Annotated in this window: 24 protein-coding genes; 3 read left to right on the top strand and 21 right to left on the bottom strand. The window is 70.0% G+C overall.

Annotation, left to right across the window (positions count from 1 at the left end; translation table 11 throughout):
• Positions 1-198: 198 nt before the first annotated feature.
• The 21 genes from J3S20_RS23735 to J3S20_RS23635 form a co-directional block, all read right to left on the bottom strand.
• The gene (locus J3S20_RS23735) at positions 199-906 is read right to left on the bottom strand and encodes a hypothetical protein (protein WP_216839238.1); all 708 of its coding nucleotides are present in this window, start codon (positions 904-906) and stop codon (positions 199-201) included.
• A 177-nt stretch (positions 907-1,083) separates the two neighbouring features.
• Positions 1,084-1,311, bottom strand: coding sequence for a hypothetical protein (locus J3S20_RS23730; RefSeq protein WP_216839236.1), 228 nt, complete (start codon positions 1,309-1,311; stop codon positions 1,084-1,086).
• On the bottom strand, positions 1,308-1,958 hold the full coding sequence (locus tag J3S20_RS23725; RefSeq protein ID WP_216839234.1) for a hypothetical protein: 651 nt from the start codon (positions 1,956-1,958) through the stop codon (positions 1,308-1,310). The genes J3S20_RS23730 and J3S20_RS23725 overlap by 4 nt, the downstream gene beginning before the upstream one ends.
• The gene (locus J3S20_RS23720) at positions 1,955-2,533 is read right to left on the bottom strand and encodes a DUF1643 domain-containing protein (RefSeq protein ID WP_216839232.1); all 579 of its coding nucleotides are present in this window, start codon (positions 2,531-2,533) and stop codon (positions 1,955-1,957) included. Before J3S20_RS23720 ends, J3S20_RS23725 begins: the two co-directional genes overlap by 4 nt.
• On the bottom strand, positions 2,530-2,766 hold the full coding sequence (locus tag J3S20_RS23715; protein ID WP_216839230.1) for a hypothetical protein: 237 nt from the start codon (positions 2,764-2,766) through the stop codon (positions 2,530-2,532). The genes J3S20_RS23720 and J3S20_RS23715 overlap by 4 nt, the downstream gene beginning before the upstream one ends.
• Complete coding sequence (locus tag J3S20_RS23710; RefSeq protein ID WP_216839228.1) at positions 2,766-3,068, bottom strand: hypothetical protein; 303 nt, start codon at positions 3,066-3,068, stop codon at positions 2,766-2,768. The genes J3S20_RS23715 and J3S20_RS23710 overlap by 1 nt, the downstream gene beginning before the upstream one ends.
• Positions 3,065-3,562, bottom strand: coding sequence for an ead/Ea22-like family protein (locus J3S20_RS23705; protein ID WP_216839226.1), 498 nt, complete (start codon positions 3,560-3,562; stop codon positions 3,065-3,067). Before J3S20_RS23705 ends, J3S20_RS23710 begins: the two co-directional genes overlap by 4 nt.
• Positions 3,559-5,232, bottom strand: a complete 1,674-nt coding sequence (locus tag J3S20_RS23700) for a DNA cytosine methyltransferase (protein ID WP_216839224.1) — start codon at positions 5,230-5,232, stop codon at positions 3,559-3,561. The genes J3S20_RS23705 and J3S20_RS23700 overlap by 4 nt, the downstream gene beginning before the upstream one ends.
• Complete coding sequence (locus J3S20_RS23695) at positions 5,229-5,885, bottom strand: hypothetical protein (RefSeq protein WP_216839221.1); 657 nt, start codon at positions 5,883-5,885, stop codon at positions 5,229-5,231. The genes J3S20_RS23700 and J3S20_RS23695 overlap by 4 nt, the downstream gene beginning before the upstream one ends.
• Positions 5,886-5,888: 3 nt before the next feature.
• Entirely contained in the window at positions 5,889-6,725 is an 837-nt protein-coding gene (locus J3S20_RS23690) for a recombinase RecT (RefSeq protein ID WP_216839219.1), read from the bottom strand.
• Complete coding sequence (locus tag J3S20_RS23685) at positions 6,725-7,657, bottom strand: YqaJ viral recombinase family protein (RefSeq protein ID WP_216839217.1); 933 nt, start codon at positions 7,655-7,657, stop codon at positions 6,725-6,727. Before J3S20_RS23685 ends, J3S20_RS23690 begins: the two co-directional genes overlap by 1 nt.
• Positions 7,658-7,660: 3 nt before the next feature.
• Positions 7,661-8,761 carry a coiled-coil domain-containing protein gene (locus J3S20_RS23680; protein WP_216839215.1) on the bottom strand — a complete coding sequence of 367 codons (1,101 nt, stop codon included), beginning with the start codon at positions 8,759-8,761 and terminating at the stop codon, positions 7,661-7,663.
• Between the two features lie 20 nt (positions 8,762-8,781).
• Entirely contained in the window at positions 8,782-9,105 is a 324-nt protein-coding gene (locus J3S20_RS23675) for a hypothetical protein (protein ID WP_216839213.1), read from the bottom strand.
• Positions 9,102-9,284 (bottom strand): hypothetical protein, encoded by a 183-nt coding sequence (locus J3S20_RS23670; protein WP_216839211.1) that lies wholly within the window; start codon positions 9,282-9,284, stop codon positions 9,102-9,104. Before J3S20_RS23670 ends, J3S20_RS23675 begins: the two co-directional genes overlap by 4 nt.
• The gene (locus J3S20_RS23665; RefSeq protein ID WP_216839209.1) at positions 9,281-9,502 is read right to left on the bottom strand and encodes a hypothetical protein; all 222 of its coding nucleotides are present in this window, start codon (positions 9,500-9,502) and stop codon (positions 9,281-9,283) included. The genes J3S20_RS23670 and J3S20_RS23665 overlap by 4 nt, the downstream gene beginning before the upstream one ends.
• Entirely contained in the window at positions 9,499-9,696 is a 198-nt protein-coding gene (locus J3S20_RS23660; RefSeq protein ID WP_216839207.1) for a hypothetical protein, read from the bottom strand. Before J3S20_RS23660 ends, J3S20_RS23665 begins: the two co-directional genes overlap by 4 nt.
• The gene (locus tag J3S20_RS23655; protein ID WP_246603218.1) at positions 9,693-9,980 is read right to left on the bottom strand and encodes a MarR family transcriptional regulator; all 288 of its coding nucleotides are present in this window, start codon (positions 9,978-9,980) and stop codon (positions 9,693-9,695) included. Before J3S20_RS23655 ends, J3S20_RS23660 begins: the two co-directional genes overlap by 4 nt.
• A gap of 125 nt (positions 9,981-10,105) precedes the next feature.
• Positions 10,106-10,387 (bottom strand): hypothetical protein, encoded by a 282-nt coding sequence (locus tag J3S20_RS23650; RefSeq protein ID WP_216839203.1) that lies wholly within the window; start codon positions 10,385-10,387, stop codon positions 10,106-10,108.
• Positions 10,384-10,692, bottom strand: coding sequence for a hypothetical protein (locus tag J3S20_RS23645; RefSeq protein ID WP_216839201.1), 309 nt, complete (start codon positions 10,690-10,692; stop codon positions 10,384-10,386). Before J3S20_RS23645 ends, J3S20_RS23650 begins: the two co-directional genes overlap by 4 nt.
• Before the next feature lie 203 nt (positions 10,693-10,895).
• Positions 10,896-11,087 (bottom strand): hypothetical protein, encoded by a 192-nt coding sequence (locus J3S20_RS23640; RefSeq protein WP_216839199.1) that lies wholly within the window; start codon positions 11,085-11,087, stop codon positions 10,896-10,898.
• Positions 11,078-11,797: a LexA family transcriptional regulator gene (locus J3S20_RS23635; protein WP_216839197.1), complete on the bottom strand. Its 720-nt coding sequence runs from the start codon at positions 11,795-11,797 to the stop codon at positions 11,078-11,080. Before J3S20_RS23635 ends, J3S20_RS23640 begins: the two co-directional genes overlap by 10 nt.
• Before the next feature lie 87 nt (positions 11,798-11,884).
• Between J3S20_RS23635 and J3S20_RS23630 the strand changes: the two genes are divergently transcribed.
• From J3S20_RS23630 to J3S20_RS23620, 3 genes are all read left to right on the top strand, one after another.
• Positions 11,885-12,163, top strand: a complete 279-nt coding sequence (locus J3S20_RS23630; protein ID WP_216839194.1) for a hypothetical protein — start codon at positions 11,885-11,887, stop codon at positions 12,161-12,163.
• A 220-nt stretch (positions 12,164-12,383) separates the two neighbouring features.
• The gene (locus J3S20_RS23625; RefSeq protein WP_216839192.1) at positions 12,384-12,701 is read left to right on the top strand and encodes a hypothetical protein; all 318 of its coding nucleotides are present in this window, start codon (positions 12,384-12,386) and stop codon (positions 12,699-12,701) included.
• A complete protein-coding gene (locus J3S20_RS23620; protein ID WP_216839189.1) occupies positions 12,698-12,889 on the top strand; it encodes a hypothetical protein in 192 nt (63 codons plus the stop codon). Before J3S20_RS23625 ends, J3S20_RS23620 begins: the two co-directional genes overlap by 4 nt.
• Positions 12,890-12,988 lie beyond the last annotated feature (99 nt).

Raw genomic sequence — 12,988 nt, 5'->3', positions numbered from 1 at the left:
TCGGAGAGGGCACTGGTGGTATGGTCGCCATCAGTTCGATGGCCCTCTCCGACGGGGGCACAGTTGGTATGGCCAACAGAGCTAACTTGGCCCCCGATCTCTGAAATTGTCGCGCCGTCCGGCAATCCATGTCTGGTTGACACCGATACAATGGCCGGACGGCGCACGCGGCTACGGCTAGGCCGCTCCGCGATCTGGTCAAGCATGGGTCGCCTCCGCATCCTGATAGATGCGTTCTGCATCCTCCGCCGTGCGGAAGGCGCGGATCGGCTGATCCGGCGGCAAGTTCTCTGTCAGGCGCCGCACGAAGCGCGCATCGCGCTCGCGACTGGCAGCCCATGCGTCAGCTTCGCGCGGCGTCAGGTTGCCGATAGGCTGGCCGTTCACAAGGAACGTGTCCAGCAGCGACCGCTTGACGGCGGCGGTAATGGCGGCGGCCCCGGCAATCTGTTCATGGTTGCCAGCGCCTCGATGGCCGGAGCCGCCTTGCCCCTTTGCGGGGGCGTTGGTTGAGGGGCGGGCATGACCGGCTTGGTAGTCGGATCTTGTATGGCCCGCCCCCTGGCCCTGACGGGCCAACTCTTCGCGCCGCATCTCCGTGGCGGCAGCGGTAAGCACCATCTGCGCAGCCTGGTTACGGAACGGCGCGACCATTTCCCACAGCAGCGATGGGTCCGCGCGGACTGCCTTGAACAAAGCGTCGCGGGCGCCGTCCCAATTGCGTGGGTTAGATTTCACAGCAGACAAAGCGACCTCCTTAAGCCGCAGCGCGGCAACGTGGTCCGTCCAGGCGACAGGCGGCGTTATCGGCCAGTCGGTAGCGGCAATCTTGCGAGCAAGCCTCGCGAGGCGCTCAGTGGCAGTGGAAAAGCCGGCAGAGCGAAGGGCGTCAGCAAGCACGGTCATCGTTGCACCCTCCCGAACGGCGCCATCCCGGCGCACTGCTTGCTGCAAACCTGCATCAACGGCGGCCCCACCCGAGCCGCGTAGCTGGCGCCCAGCACCTTGCCGCACACGCAGCACCGCATCTCATGATCGACCGGTGGCGCGCCTGCGCTGCGTTCGGCGGCGGAGGTAGACTGGTCAGTCATGGGCTGCGCGCTCCACTGCGGCGGCGATTTCTTCGCGCGGCTTGTCCATGTGCCAGCATGGCGGCAGCGCCCGCTGAAACGCAGCAATTCCCAGCGCCGCCTGCGCCCTATGCCCGGGCCCCGGCTTACCGCCGTGGAACTGCTCGGCGTGCATGCGGTCCGCCGGCGTCATCATCGCCAGCGCCGCAGCGTCCAGGGCGGTGCGGAGAGGGTCGCTCATGCCGCGCCTCCATCGCCGCGCGCTTTGATCGCGGCTTCGTCCTCGCCTTCGCGAACACGCTTCATCGCCTCGGCTGCCTCATAGTTGAAGTCGGCCTCGATCAGGTCGGCCACGTCCTCAACGACCTTGGCGTCCTCGTCGCATGGCGTCGTGTCTGCCTCATCGCGAACCGCCTCGATGATCCGCTCTCGCTCCTCCGCCACCGCGCGCCGCAGCAGCTCGGCCAGCGCAGACGCGGCGGCCGGGTCCGAGGGCGGGAGGGCGCGGATAGCCGATGCGCCGCGATCTGCGCTGATCACGTAATCCGGGTCGCCGCAGCACTCCGGCGGATGCGAGCTCCAACCGCCGGCGCCACGACCGCAGCATTCCGCTCGGCCATCTTCATGCGCGCATCGCTCGAATTCCGCTGCCGCCCGCTCGATCCCCCGCCGCTCGGCCGCAGCGCGCTTGGCTGCGATCCACGGTGCGAGGGCGGCGAGGGCTGCGCGGGCGTGATGCGCATAATCGCGCCAGCGCGGCGGGTATCCGGGCGGCCCGGCGATCTGGTCCGGCGGATAGCCGTCGTCCTCGCACAAAGCGCGCGCCACTGCCTCCACCACGTCATCCGGCCACGCGGGCGCGGCGGGGTCACTCTGCATCGGGGTCATGGGCCGGGGCTCCATGGCTTGGGTATCGTGTCGCCAGGCAGGTAGAGCGGATGCCATGGCATGCCGGCCGCGCTGACACGCAGCGCATACAACTTGTGCCCGTCGCGTATCAGCATCCGGGCGACCTCTGGGCCGTGCTGCCGCAGAGGGACAATCTTCGGCGTGCCGTAGGCCATCACGATTTGAATTGCCTCCGCCGCCATCTCCCGCAAATGGCGGTCGTTGTCGGGGCCGATTGGGTCAGACGCCTCCACAAGCCGCGCCTGATCCGTGCAGCGGTAAGCGTGGACGTTTCCGATCAGCAGCCCGCCGAAGCCCCATCGCTTGGCGAACTTTGTGACCTTGGCAATGGTCGCGTCGTCGGCTTCGGCGCTCGCTGTGCTGGGGTTCATCATAACGAACAGCACTGACGGCCCTTCGCCCCAGCGGCGCCCGAGACGGTAGCGGTAGCAATCGAGCGGACCGCCAAACACGGCCGTCCCTTGGCTGCCAGCGGACCTGGCCAGAACGCGATTGCCGGCATGATGGCGCGGTGTGTCAAACAGGTCGCCCGCGCCGGGCTGCATCGCGGTCATGCGTCCGGCTCCCCGGCCTGCGCGGCCTTTGCCGACGCGAGCATGGCGCGTAGTTCCCTCCTGACCGTCCAGTTGCAGGTTTGGCACATCTCCTTCCACACCATCAGTTCGCCGACAGCCCATTCAAGGTATTCGTGGGCCGAAACCTCGACAGTCTCCACAACATGCGGCTTGTTGTCGTGGATGGCGTGGCACCGGTCGCAGCGCCATTTCTTGATTACGATCTCGCCCATCACACGCCCTCCCCGGCCTGCGCGGCGGGCTGCGCGGGGATGCGTGCGAGGGCGGCGTCTATGTCGCCAACCCAGTCATCATCGCTGCCCTCGACATCAGCCATGGGCTTCAGGTCGAGGATCGTTTGCCGCGCCGCGACCAGCGCCGCCCGCAGCGCGTCCCGCTCGGCCGCGAGGGCGCGGAGGGTGGCGGCGGTCTCTTGCTTGTGCACCTGACCCGGCATGCCGGGGGCGAAGCGCGCCGCTTCCAGGTCGTAGCATCTCGCCAGCCGCTCGATGGCGGCGCTGCTCGTGTCCGTCATGCGCCGTCTCCCGCGCCCGGCGATGCAAGGGCGGCCCAAGCCTCGCAGCCTCCGCAATCCGTAAAGCATCCAGCTCCGCCGTCGTGGCACCAGCCTTCGCAATACCGTTCCCCGTATCGCTCCAGCGCCTCCCGCAGCCGCGCGATCTCCGCCTGCGCGGCGGCGAGCTCAGCGCGGGCTTCGTCGCGCTCGGCCATCTGGTGCTGCAGGTCCGCATTCAGCAGCCGGCCCGTCCGCAGGCATTCTTCGCGCGCCGCATCCAGCGCGGCGAGCAGGGCCTTCACCGTGGTCGGATCGGCGGCGGCGATGAAGGCGGCGTTGTGGGCGCCCGCACCAATGGCGACCGGGCCAAATTGGCCTAGCGGCGGGTAGATGTTGAAGTCGCCCTCTTCAAAGATATCACTGACGGCGGACGGGCCGCAGCTCGTATCCCACGGCCCCGGCGTCGCCTTCTCCGCCTTCGCCAGCAGCGCCGCGCGTTCTTCCTGCGTCATGCCGCGCTCCTTCGCCCCGGCGCGGCCAGCGCGTGAACCACATTCGCCTCGGCCAGCAGCCTGGCCATGCGCTTCGGAACGCTGTTGCCGATCAGCCTCATCGCCTCGGTCTTCGTCAGCGGCCGGCGGCGGCCGTCCACCACGATCTCCCGCGGCAGGGTCAGCTCATGCGCCGCAGCGGCCTCGCTCGGCTCGAGCATCCGCATGCCGATGTCGGCGACCACATAGGGCTCGCCCTGGATCGTCACGGTCACGACGCCGAAGCGGGCCTTGGTCGAGACGGTGTGCAGCGCTTCGTCGCAACCCTGCGCCGTCCCGCCCTCGCCGTAGTATTTCGTCAGGAAGGCCGCGACGGCGGCAAAGCGCGTGGCGCCTGCCATCACCGTGTCCAATGGCGCGGTCGGCTTCTGGCCCACGCTGTTCTGCTGGAACTTCGTCAGGAAGCCCGCGGCGAGCTGCTGCTGCGTCCCGGCGGTTGTGAGGGTGGACAGCGGCGCATCGGCGCGCACGCCCACCGCGCCGAGGTTGTGCTGCGCCATCCATGCCGCGGCTATGGCGAACTTGTTGGCGCCGACCTGGGTGCCGATCGGCTGCGCCAGATCCAGCGCGCGCGGCGCCTGGCCGGCTCGCTCGCCATAGCCGGTCTGCACCATGACCGGCGCGACCACCGCCACCTCCCCGCGATGCGCCGTCGTGATCGTCGGCAGCGGGATATACCCGGCCGGGTAGATTCGCGGGGCGCCGCTATGCGTCAGCGGCACCAGGAAGGGCTGCGGGTTGTCCAGCACGAAGCGCCGCAGGCCGGTGGCGATGCGCCGTTCCGTCGCCGGCGCCAGCGGGCGCTTGCGGTCGAAGATGCTTGGCAGGGGCAGAGACCAATCAATGATTGTGCTCGCCGCCACCCAGGGCGCCAGGTCCATCGCCTTCGCTTGCTCGCGCGGCGCGTGGGTGCGGGCGGGCCAAGCGATCGGCAGGCCGTCCCGACGCGCCACCGCGAAGAAGCGCCTGCGGCTGGTCGGAATGCCATAGTCCGCGCAGTTCAGGTCGCGGTCCTCATAGGCGTAGCCGAGGCGCCGCAGGTGGCGCACCCATCGCCGGAAGCTGCGCCCAAGGCGGGCGGTGTCCCGCACCAGCATCTGCTCGCGCACCGGCACGCGCTCGCCTGGCGCGGCGACGGTTCCGTCAGCCTTCATCACCCGGCCGGTCTGCCGGCACCGCTTCGCGACCAGCGGCCCCCAGCCCCGGATCTCCCGGACATTCTCCAGGAAGATCACCTCCGGCTGCGTCTTGCCGGCCCAGCGGCAGGCCTGCCACGGCAGGCTCCGCACGCGCGGCGAGCGCGGCGCGCCACCCTTCGCCACCGAATGATCCCGGCAGTCCGGCGAAGCCCACAGCACCCGCACGCGCCGCCCGCTGGTCGCGGCGATCGGATCCACGTCGAAGATGTCGCCCCGAACGTGCCGCGTGTGCGGGTGCAGCGCGGCATGGGCGGCGAGCGCCACATCGTCGTGGTTGTTCGCTACCTGGACCGGGCACCCTGCCTCCTCCAGCCCGGCGCAGGCGCCGCCGAGGCCGGCGAACAGGACGACGGTGATGCCTCCGTCCAGTGGCCACTGGCTGGACGCCAGCGGAGTCCGACGGCGGCCGAGGCGGGCACCGATCGCGTTCATGCCGCCGTCCCGCGCGCCCGCGCCGCCATCTCGTCCCGGATGGCCGCTGCGACCTTAATCGACTGCTCCTGCGGCCAGCCGAAATACTCGGCCAAGTCGCGCGCGCCGACCTTGCCGTTGCGCATCATCTGGCGCGCTTCCTCGGCGTCGTCCGGCGGCAGCGCGGCGAGCGGGCTGTCTGGTTGAACGGCTGGTGCAGACTTCACCAACGTCTTCCCGGTGACGCGCTCAGTGATTGGCGCGGTCTTTGGGGCCGGCACGGGAGCAGCGGCAGGACGCGCCCATCCCGGCAACTCCACCGTCAGCCCGCCATCCTCGACCCGATGCTGCACAGGCGTGGCCTTCTGCTGACCGTCCACGCCCATGTTCGGTGGGGAGAAATTCACAGCCACCACGGGCGTGGTCTTCGTCCCATGAAGCGCAAAGCTCCGGGCCAGGTCGTCGGTCCGGTCGAACCTCAGCAGCCCGGCCGCGCGGTCCATGCGAACGCGAACCCGCTGCTTGGCAGCCCATCCCAGGCTCGTCGCCAGCTCGGCCCCGATGGTCACGGCCATGATCGGGGTGCCCTTGGTCTTGACGCGCCAGGACACGGTGACGCCGGGCGCGGCGCTGATGCGCACACCGCGCTGGGGGAGAATGTCGGTCCAGGGCATCGGTCAGGCTCCCTGCGCCGTGGTGGCGGTGCCGGGGAAGTCGTCTTCGTCGGCCTGCGCCAAGCTGCCCTCCAGCGCATCCAGGCGGCTGCTGCCGCTCTCGGCCGCCTCGCCCTCCAGAATCACGCCACGGGCCGCGTCCGCATCACCCTGCGGCGCGCCAAGGCTATCGTCCCGACGCATGGCCTGCTCGACGCGATCCGCATCCTCTGCGTCCATCGGCAGCCACTTGGACAGGCGCCGGAACACCGTCTTGCGGGCCATCTCGTCCCACCACTGGACCCAGGGGCCGGCCCCGCTCGCACGGCTGACCCGCCGCACTTTCTCGATCTCCGACAGCGACATCACCTCGGAGACGACGGTGCCGTCCTTCAGCTTGCCGAGCGCATAGGCGCCGATCGGCTTACCGCGGTCCTGACCCAGCGCCGGAGGGCGGTGGCGGATCGGGTGATCGAAATCATCCGGGGTCTGGATGAACTCGTCGCGCTCATAGATGACCTGCGCGATGACGCCCGCGATCTCGCCGCTGTTCCGCGCCCGCTTCAGCAGGCCGGCCATCATCGGCATATACTGGACCTTGTCCTTGAACATCACGAGCGCGGCCTCGCGCCCGTCCGGGATCAGGCCATCCGCGGCGCACTTCAGGCAGGCGCCCAGCAGGCTGCGGCGATCCGCGTCGAGCAACGCCGGGTTCTGCTGCGCGACCGTCATCACAACGCGCTGCAGCTTCTCCGGCTTGATGTGGCTGGGCAGCGCCATCGCGAACTGCGGCGCCATGCTGGACAGCTGCTGACGCAGCTTGGCCTCCGGGGTCTCCGTCGTCTTGGTGATCTGGTTCATCAGGTCAATTCCTTCACGATGATTCGGCGGGCCTCGGCGCGCCCAGAGATGATTTCTCCCGGGCGCGCAGGCCGCTGGTCCTTCGCGGGCGTGACAGCCTGCGAAATGCGGTATCCGGTCGTGTCACCCCACCGGCAGGAGCCCAACTTCTCCAGCAGGCGATTGCGGGCTTCTTCCTTCTCCGCCTTCGCGGCCTTCTCGGCCGCTGCCGCCGCCAGGTAGCGGGCGGCCAGATCCGGTGCCTCGTTGTCCGCGCTCAGGTCGGCCGGCTCGTCGACAACCTCAGGTTCAAGCACCATCAGGGCGCGATAGGTCGCGTCGCTGCCGTCTGGCTGCGGCGGCTTGCCCTCGCGGATGGAGCGCCAGAAATGCGTCACGCGGGCCATGATTTCGGCGTGCAGCTTCGGCCGCGCCGAGTAGCGCCACACCTTCAGGTCGTTGCCGCCGACTAGCGCCGCGACCGCGCCCCAGGTAAAGGCCGTCGCGGCCAGCTGCGCCTGCAGCTGCAGCAGGATGTGCAGCGGCGGCTCGCCGTCCCAGCCGCGCCGATGGACCATCCAGTCCACATTCTTCAGCTCAAGCACGCCGGGGCCAGTGCAGCCTTCATCGTTCGGGCCAGGCTCGGCGATAATGCGATCCAGCGTGGCGCCGAGGCCGTCGCGGCTCGCATACCGGCCGGGCAGAACCTGCCAGCCTTCGCGCTCTGCTGCGCCCGCGGCGATGGCCTCCTCCAGCAAAAGCCCCCAGGCGGCGCGCTGGTTCGCCACCTCCTCGCGCGGGATCAGGCCGGCCTTGACGTGCCACAGGGCGTAGACGCCCGGCAGGTAGTCCGGCGCGCAGCCGAACAGGATGGATATCTCGCTGGCGCCCACATGCCGGGCGCGCAGCGCGTGCCAATCGTCGCCGCGCGGGGGGATGGGGAGCAGCGGCATAGCTCAGTACCGGATGCTGACGTTCGGGATGCTGCCCGAGATGATCGCGGTAACGATCACGCGCGCCTGCTCCTCGGTGACCCCGGTCGCCAGGAGAGCGGCGACGGCGCCGCTGTTGATGCGCCCGCGATGTGCCCGGTCGGCCGCACGCTGTTCGTCTGCCCGGCGCTGCGCCTCCGCCTCCTCGGCCACCCGTTGGCGCTCCGCCTCGACGGCCGCCTGGCGCTCGCGCTCGGCCCGCTGCTCGGCGGCCACACGCGCGGCCTCGGCTTGGCGGGCCTCCTCGGCGGCTCTCGCCTCCGCCGCCGCGGCGCGCTGTTCCGCCTCACGGGCCTGCCGCTCGGCCGCCAGACGGGCCACCTCGGCCTGCTCCTGCGCTGCGCGGGCCTCCGCTTCGGCGCGGGCACGCTCGGCCTGGCGCGCCGTCTCTGCGGCCTCTTCGGCAATGCGCGCCTCGCGCTCGGCCTGCAGGCGCTCCGCCTCCTGGCGCTCGCGCTCCTCCTGCTCTGCGCGCAGGCGGGCAAGCTCCTCGGCTTCGCGAGCCTGTCGCTCCGCAAGCTCCAGAGCCAGCACCAGATTGGCGAGCGTTTGCTCCCGCAGATGCAAGGCGCGGGCGCGGAACTCGCGCCAGTCTCGGTCCGCATGGGTCGTTTTGGCGGCCGAAATCCTGGCCTGGGCTTCCTCGACGGTGATCGGGCCTTCTCGGCGCCCGAGCGCAGCAATTTCCGCGAGCGCGTCCTCATGCCCCTTCACTCGCGCCTTTTCGGCGTCTTCCCACTCGGTCAGCGGCTTCCGGACCTCATCCTTCAGGGCATCCAGCCGGTCACGCACCAGGCGCCGGTCTGCGTCCACCGCATTGATCCGCGCTCGCGCGTCTTCGTTCAGCTTCTTGCCCATATCGTCCAGGGCCGTCTTGCTGCGGGCGATCTTGTAGGCCAGCGACTTGACCTCATCGCGACCCTTCGCGGTGGAAATGTCCACCGGCACGGCGCGCGCCTCCGCCTCCAGCTTCTCCACCAGCGTCAGCACACCGCCCGGCGCATAGACCTGCGTCGGCACCAGCGCGCGCGTCTCGACCACGGCAATCTCGGTTGTCTCGCTCATGATGGTCTTCCCTGAATTGTTCACGGCGACACCGCTCCCACCGGCAGCGGCAGCAGCAACACCCGCACCGCCTCGCCGCGACTGGCGAAGCCACGCCGCTTCCGAAGCGCGCTCGCGATGGACAGCATCGCCGGGCAGTGGCCGAGCAGCGCGCGCAGCTGGTTGCAGGTCAGGCAGGCGGGGCGCGTCACCCTCACGCCGGAGGGGACGGCCACCCGCCACGGCCGCGGCATGATGTGGTCGCGGGCGAACCGGCGATGCGCGTCGGGCCCGGAGCGGCCCTGGCCCTTCACGAGACGGTTGCCGCAGTAGGCGCAGTGGGGCGCGGCGCCGGGTGCGGTCACAGCACACCCGCCGCGACAAGCAGCGTCACGACCACCCAGGATGCGCCGGCGATCAGCTTGTCCCCGATGAACCAGCCGAGGCTGGCGCTGAGCGTGAGGCAGCCGACGTGCCACGCGTTCCACAGCCCGCGATCCTCGTCGCGGTCCTGGGGGGAGATGGCCAGGCCGGGGCGGGTCACCGCCGCACCTCCAGGCCCAGCGCCACCCGAAGCTGGCGCCAGGCATCGTCCACGCCCGTGCCGCCACCGATCGGCCCCTCGGGGAACAGCCGCATCAGTGCGGCATCTATGCCAATGGCGGCGCGGCCCAGAGCATCGGGGCCGCGCTGCGCCGGCAGCACGAACCCGGTCACGTCGCACATGGCGAGCCGCGGCGGCCCGTCCGGGATCGCGTTCATGCCGCTGCCCTCCGCAGCAGTCCGAGCATCGCTGCTCGGTGTGCCAGCCGCGCCTCGGCCAGATGGCGCCCGGCGTCCACGCTTTGGCCGCGCCGGTGGCTTTCGCGAGCGCGCTGCATCAGCGCGTCGCGCGCCCGGATCGCCTCGCCGCGCCAGCCGACGACGAGAACCAGCGGCCGTTGGATCGCGGTCATCGACCGCCCTCCGCCGCCCGGTTCAGCATCCCGCGCAGATCACCAAGGAACTGCGCGCCCTTCAGGGTCCGCTGCACCAGCACTCTGCGCCGGTCCATGGGGTCCACGCGGCGGCGGGCCAGGTCGAGCTCGCCCAGCCGGTCCAGGGCCCGGGTGAGGGCGGGCTTGCTGACGTTCAGCGTCGCGGCCAGGCCGCGCACGGTGTGCGGCCCATCTTCCAGATAGACGGTCAGGAAGACGCCGAGCTGTCGGGCGCTGAGGTCCGGCCGGTCGGATGCCACCATGGCCACCACCGTGCCGTGCAGCACCTGCAGCAGGTCGAGGGAGCCGGGCTGCGCGGGGTCCACCAGCCGGGCGGCGAGGGCGGGCGGCGGGGCGGCAACGGCCGGCGCCGTCGTGGCGGGGGCGCTCATGCGGCCCTCCCGATCATCGCCACGTCCACGCGGTCGCCGAAGGCGCGCTCGCCGGCGCCGTCAAACCACTCATCGACCAGGCCTGAGCCAAGGGTCAGCAGCTCGCCGACTGCGGCCAGCGTCGGGCCGTCCCAGCGCAGCGGATCGTGCGCCGCGGCCTCGATCTCCTCCAGCACGCGGGACAGCGGGTGGTCCGCATCGATGCCCTGGCGGATGGTGGCGATCTGCGCGCGCTGTGCCGGGCTGCGGAGGGGCTGGCTGACGGGGTGCGCGCTCATGCCGCACCGCCCAGGGCAGCATCGCCCTTCTTGGCCGTGCGGGTCGGGCTCGGCTCGCCCGCGTCCCAGCGCTCGGACAGCCGGCGCACCGCCTCGCGATAGGCCATGGCGCGGGTGAAGCCGGCATTGTCGCCCCGGTCCGAGGCATTGAGCGCGGTCTCGCCGAGCGCCTGGATCAGGTTTCGAAAGAGCGGCTGCTGCGGCACGCGGTGAATGGTCGGGGTGGTGCCGTCGGCGCGACCGGCGGTGACGGTATCATAGCCGGGCGGGGAAGGGGTCTCGACGGCGGGGGTGGTGGATGACATGGGAGGCTCCCTCTGGACGGGTGAAATATCTCCCATTCAGCGGTGCAGTGCAAGGGGAAACTTCTCCCGGTCGGGACGCAATTTCACCCGACGCGCCGATGCTCGTTGGCTGCCGGTAATTGTGACCACGGGGGCGAGGGTAGCGGCGCGCGGGGTGTGCGCGGATCAGTCCCGCGGGGCCGTGCGTCGGCGCTGCAGCTTCTTTATCTGCCGATCTTCGACAGTTGGCGGGCCACCAGCAGCAACCCCCGCCGATCATCGGCTTCAAGCGACTGCCAGATCCGGCAGATCTCTATCAGGCCAAGCTGCCCGGCGCTGGGTGGTGCTGCGCTCGGACTCACGACCTCGCCTTCTTTAAGCACGCCCAACGGCAGGCGCCGGTTCTTCACTTCCACTGCCACTTTCCTATGACGCGCCCGTTGATATGCACCTCGGAAAGCAGGCGCTCATAGGGAGGATAGGCGGGGTTTATGCTTGAAATCCTCAGCTTGGCCGGGGCGCTCCCCATCAGGAGCTCGACCCGCTTCAGCACCAGCCCATAGCCATCCCAGAGGACATAGACGCCTGGCGGTGACGGCAAGCGGTGCGACGTATCGACCGCCACGCGCTCTCCAGCGGGGTATTCCGGCTCCATGCTGTCGCCGGCCACGCGGACGATTCGCACCTGGTCGGGAGCAGCCACGAAGGCACGAAGGTAATCGCTTGGCATGGACCAGTGGGCCACCACCGCGTGGCCGCCCTCGCCATCCAGCTCCGGCATCTCTCCACCGCCCCCGGCCTGCGGCCGCACATCGAACTCCGCTATCGATACCGTCCTTGACTGCGCTGGCCGCGGAATTTCCGCCTCCACCAAGGGCTTCGGACGCAGGTTCTGCGCGCCCCGCACCACGCCCGCGGGAAGGGACATCAGGGATGCGATCGGCCTTCCCATGGCCTGCGCCAGGGCCTGAACCGTGTCGCTTCGCGGGTGTCGAGATTTTCCCGCCAGGATCTGGTTCACCGCCTTTTCGTTGATCCCAGCCTTCAGCGACAGCTCACGCTCCGCCATTCCGGTCTCGGCCAAAAACTCGCGGATCGCCTCGCGCAGGGGATCTGTCGTGCTCATGCGGGGGAATATTCCCCAACCTGCCTCCCGCTGCACGGGAGAAGTATCCCCTTGCGGCCGGGCGAAAAATCTCCCATCATCGGGCGCATGACCACGCGCCAAAGCCTGATCCAGCAGATCGACGCCTTCCAGCGCCTGCACGGCCTCAGCGACAGGCAGTTCAGCCTGATGGCTATTCGCGATCACAAATGGCTCGGGCGGCTCCGTCGCGGGCAGGTGTCCTTGTCGTCCATTGAGCGAGCGGAGGCTTTCATGCGGGATCATCCTGCTGAGCCCCAGCCCGACGCTGTCCAGCACGCCGCCGCCCAGGCGGCGCGCCGTGATCCGGCGGACCTGCCGACGCGGCACCCGGTGGACGCGGCGTGATGCGCGCGCTCGCCGCCCTCCTGCGCCCCTACGCGCCGCGCCTGGCAAGCCTGTTGCGCTACGGCGTGGCGCTGGCGAGGCCCAACCCCGTCCGCGCGCTGTCCTCCCCCTTCAGCGCGCGTCCGGCCGGCGGTGAGCGTTCCCCCGCTCCCGCCGGCCTTCCCGCCCTCTCTCTCGCTGCTGGTGCCTCGCATGCACCGCAGCATGGAGACACCCGCCAATGAGCGCCACAACGACGGATACGAGCATCCTCCGCTCGCTGTTCCGTGACGCCTATCCGAAGAACACCGCCAAGCACGTCGCCCGCGCCGCAAATGCGCCCGTCGCAACCGCGCAGTCCTGGGTTTCAGGCCGGTTCACCCCGTCTGCCCTGACCCTTCTGAAAATGGCCGCCGCCTGCGAGCGCATGGCCTTCACGCTGGAGCGATACCTGGATGCCACACGCGATCCTGCGATGGCTGATTCGCGTGCTGAGGGGCTGCGCGCGGAGGCTCAGAGCAATGGCGCACCGCCGGCGACGAAGGCGATGAGCCGATGACCGCCATCATCGATGAGCCCCACCTCTACGAGGTGCGCCGCGACGGCCGCGTCATCGCCATCGCAGTGCAGCCGCCGGACGGCATCTGGCGCAGCGCCGCCATCAACCCGGCCCAGATCAAGCGCCACGCGCGGCGCGAGGACGCGGTTCAGGCCGCGCGCCTGGCTGCTGGCGTCTTCGACGCATGAGCCCGAATCCCGCACATCGCCCGGCCGCGCTCCTGCGCTGCGGTGCGCGGCTGCCGGCGCGGCCCCCCTGTATCCCTGGCGCGCATGGCTCAACTGGGG

It is taken from the genome of Falsiroseomonas tokyonensis (assembly GCF_019024325.1).
Classification (GTDB): domain Bacteria; phylum Pseudomonadota; class Alphaproteobacteria; order Acetobacterales; family Acetobacteraceae; genus Falsiroseomonas; species Falsiroseomonas tokyonensis.
This window is presented reverse-complemented; position numbering and strand designations above follow the sequence as displayed.

What these genes read in the sequence shown, in the direction of transcription:
- J3S20_RS23650 (WP_216839203.1), bottom strand. Translation starts at nt 10,387, where the DNA reads ATGAGCGCGCACCCCGTCAGCCAGCCCCTCCGCAGCCCGGCACAGCGC.
- J3S20_RS23730 (WP_216839236.1), bottom strand. Translation starts at nt 1,311, where the DNA reads ATGAGCGACCCTCTCCGCACCGCCCTGGACGCTGCGGCGCTGGCGATG.
- J3S20_RS23725 (WP_216839234.1), bottom strand. Translation starts at nt 1,958, where the DNA reads ATGACCCCGATGCAGAGTGACCCCGCCGCGCCCGCGTGGCCGGATGAC.
- J3S20_RS23665 (WP_216839209.1), bottom strand. Translation starts at nt 9,502, where the DNA reads ATGAACGCGATCCCGGACGGGCCGCCGCGGCTCGCCATGTGCGACGTG.
- J3S20_RS23705 (WP_216839226.1), bottom strand. Translation starts at nt 3,562, where the DNA reads ATGACGCAGGAAGAACGCGCGGCGCTGCTGGCGAAGGCGGAGAAGGCG.
- J3S20_RS23660 (WP_216839207.1), bottom strand. Translation starts at nt 9,696, where the DNA reads ATGACCGCGATCCAACGGCCGCTGGTTCTCGTCGTCGGCTGGCGCGGC.
- J3S20_RS23685 (WP_216839217.1), bottom strand. Translation starts at nt 7,657, where the DNA reads ATGCCGCTGCTCCCCATCCCCCCGCGCGGCGACGATTGGCACGCGCTG.
- J3S20_RS23680 (WP_216839215.1), bottom strand. Translation starts at nt 8,761, where the DNA reads ATGAGCGAGACAACCGAGATTGCCGTGGTCGAGACGCGCGCGCTGGTG.
- J3S20_RS23620 (WP_216839189.1), top strand. Translation starts at nt 12,698, where the DNA reads ATGACCGCCATCATCGATGAGCCCCACCTCTACGAGGTGCGCCGCGAC.
- J3S20_RS23630 (WP_216839194.1), top strand. Translation starts at nt 11,885, where the DNA reads ATGACCACGCGCCAAAGCCTGATCCAGCAGATCGACGCCTTCCAGCGC.
- J3S20_RS23645 (WP_216839201.1), bottom strand. Translation starts at nt 10,692, where the DNA reads ATGTCATCCACCACCCCCGCCGTCGAGACCCCTTCCCCGCCCGGCTAT.
- J3S20_RS23720 (WP_216839232.1), bottom strand. Translation starts at nt 2,533, where the DNA reads ATGACCGCGATGCAGCCCGGCGCGGGCGACCTGTTTGACACACCGCGC.
- J3S20_RS23690 (WP_216839219.1), bottom strand. Translation starts at nt 6,725, where the DNA reads ATGAACCAGATCACCAAGACGACGGAGACCCCGGAGGCCAAGCTGCGT.
- J3S20_RS23625 (WP_216839192.1), top strand. Translation starts at nt 12,384, where the DNA reads ATGAGCGCCACAACGACGGATACGAGCATCCTCCGCTCGCTGTTCCGT.
- J3S20_RS23735 (WP_216839238.1), bottom strand. Translation starts at nt 906, where the DNA reads ATGACCGTGCTTGCTGACGCCCTTCGCTCTGCCGGCTTTTCCACTGCC.
- J3S20_RS23710 (WP_216839228.1), bottom strand. Translation starts at nt 3,068, where the DNA reads ATGACGGACACGAGCAGCGCCGCCATCGAGCGGCTGGCGAGATGCTAC.
- J3S20_RS23715 (WP_216839230.1), bottom strand. Translation starts at nt 2,766, where the DNA reads ATGGGCGAGATCGTAATCAAGAAATGGCGCTGCGACCGGTGCCACGCC.
- J3S20_RS23695 (WP_216839221.1), bottom strand. Translation starts at nt 5,885, where the DNA reads ATGCCCTGGACCGACATTCTCCCCCAGCGCGGTGTGCGCATCAGCGCC.
- J3S20_RS23635 (WP_216839197.1), bottom strand. Translation starts at nt 11,797, where the DNA reads ATGAGCACGACAGATCCCCTGCGCGAGGCGATCCGCGAGTTTTTGGCC.
- J3S20_RS23655 (WP_246603218.1), bottom strand. Translation starts at nt 9,980, where the DNA reads ATGGTGGCATCCGACCGGCCGGACCTCAGCGCCCGACAGCTCGGCGTC.
- J3S20_RS23700 (WP_216839224.1), bottom strand. Translation starts at nt 5,232, where the DNA reads ATGAACGCGATCGGTGCCCGCCTCGGCCGCCGTCGGACTCCGCTGGCG.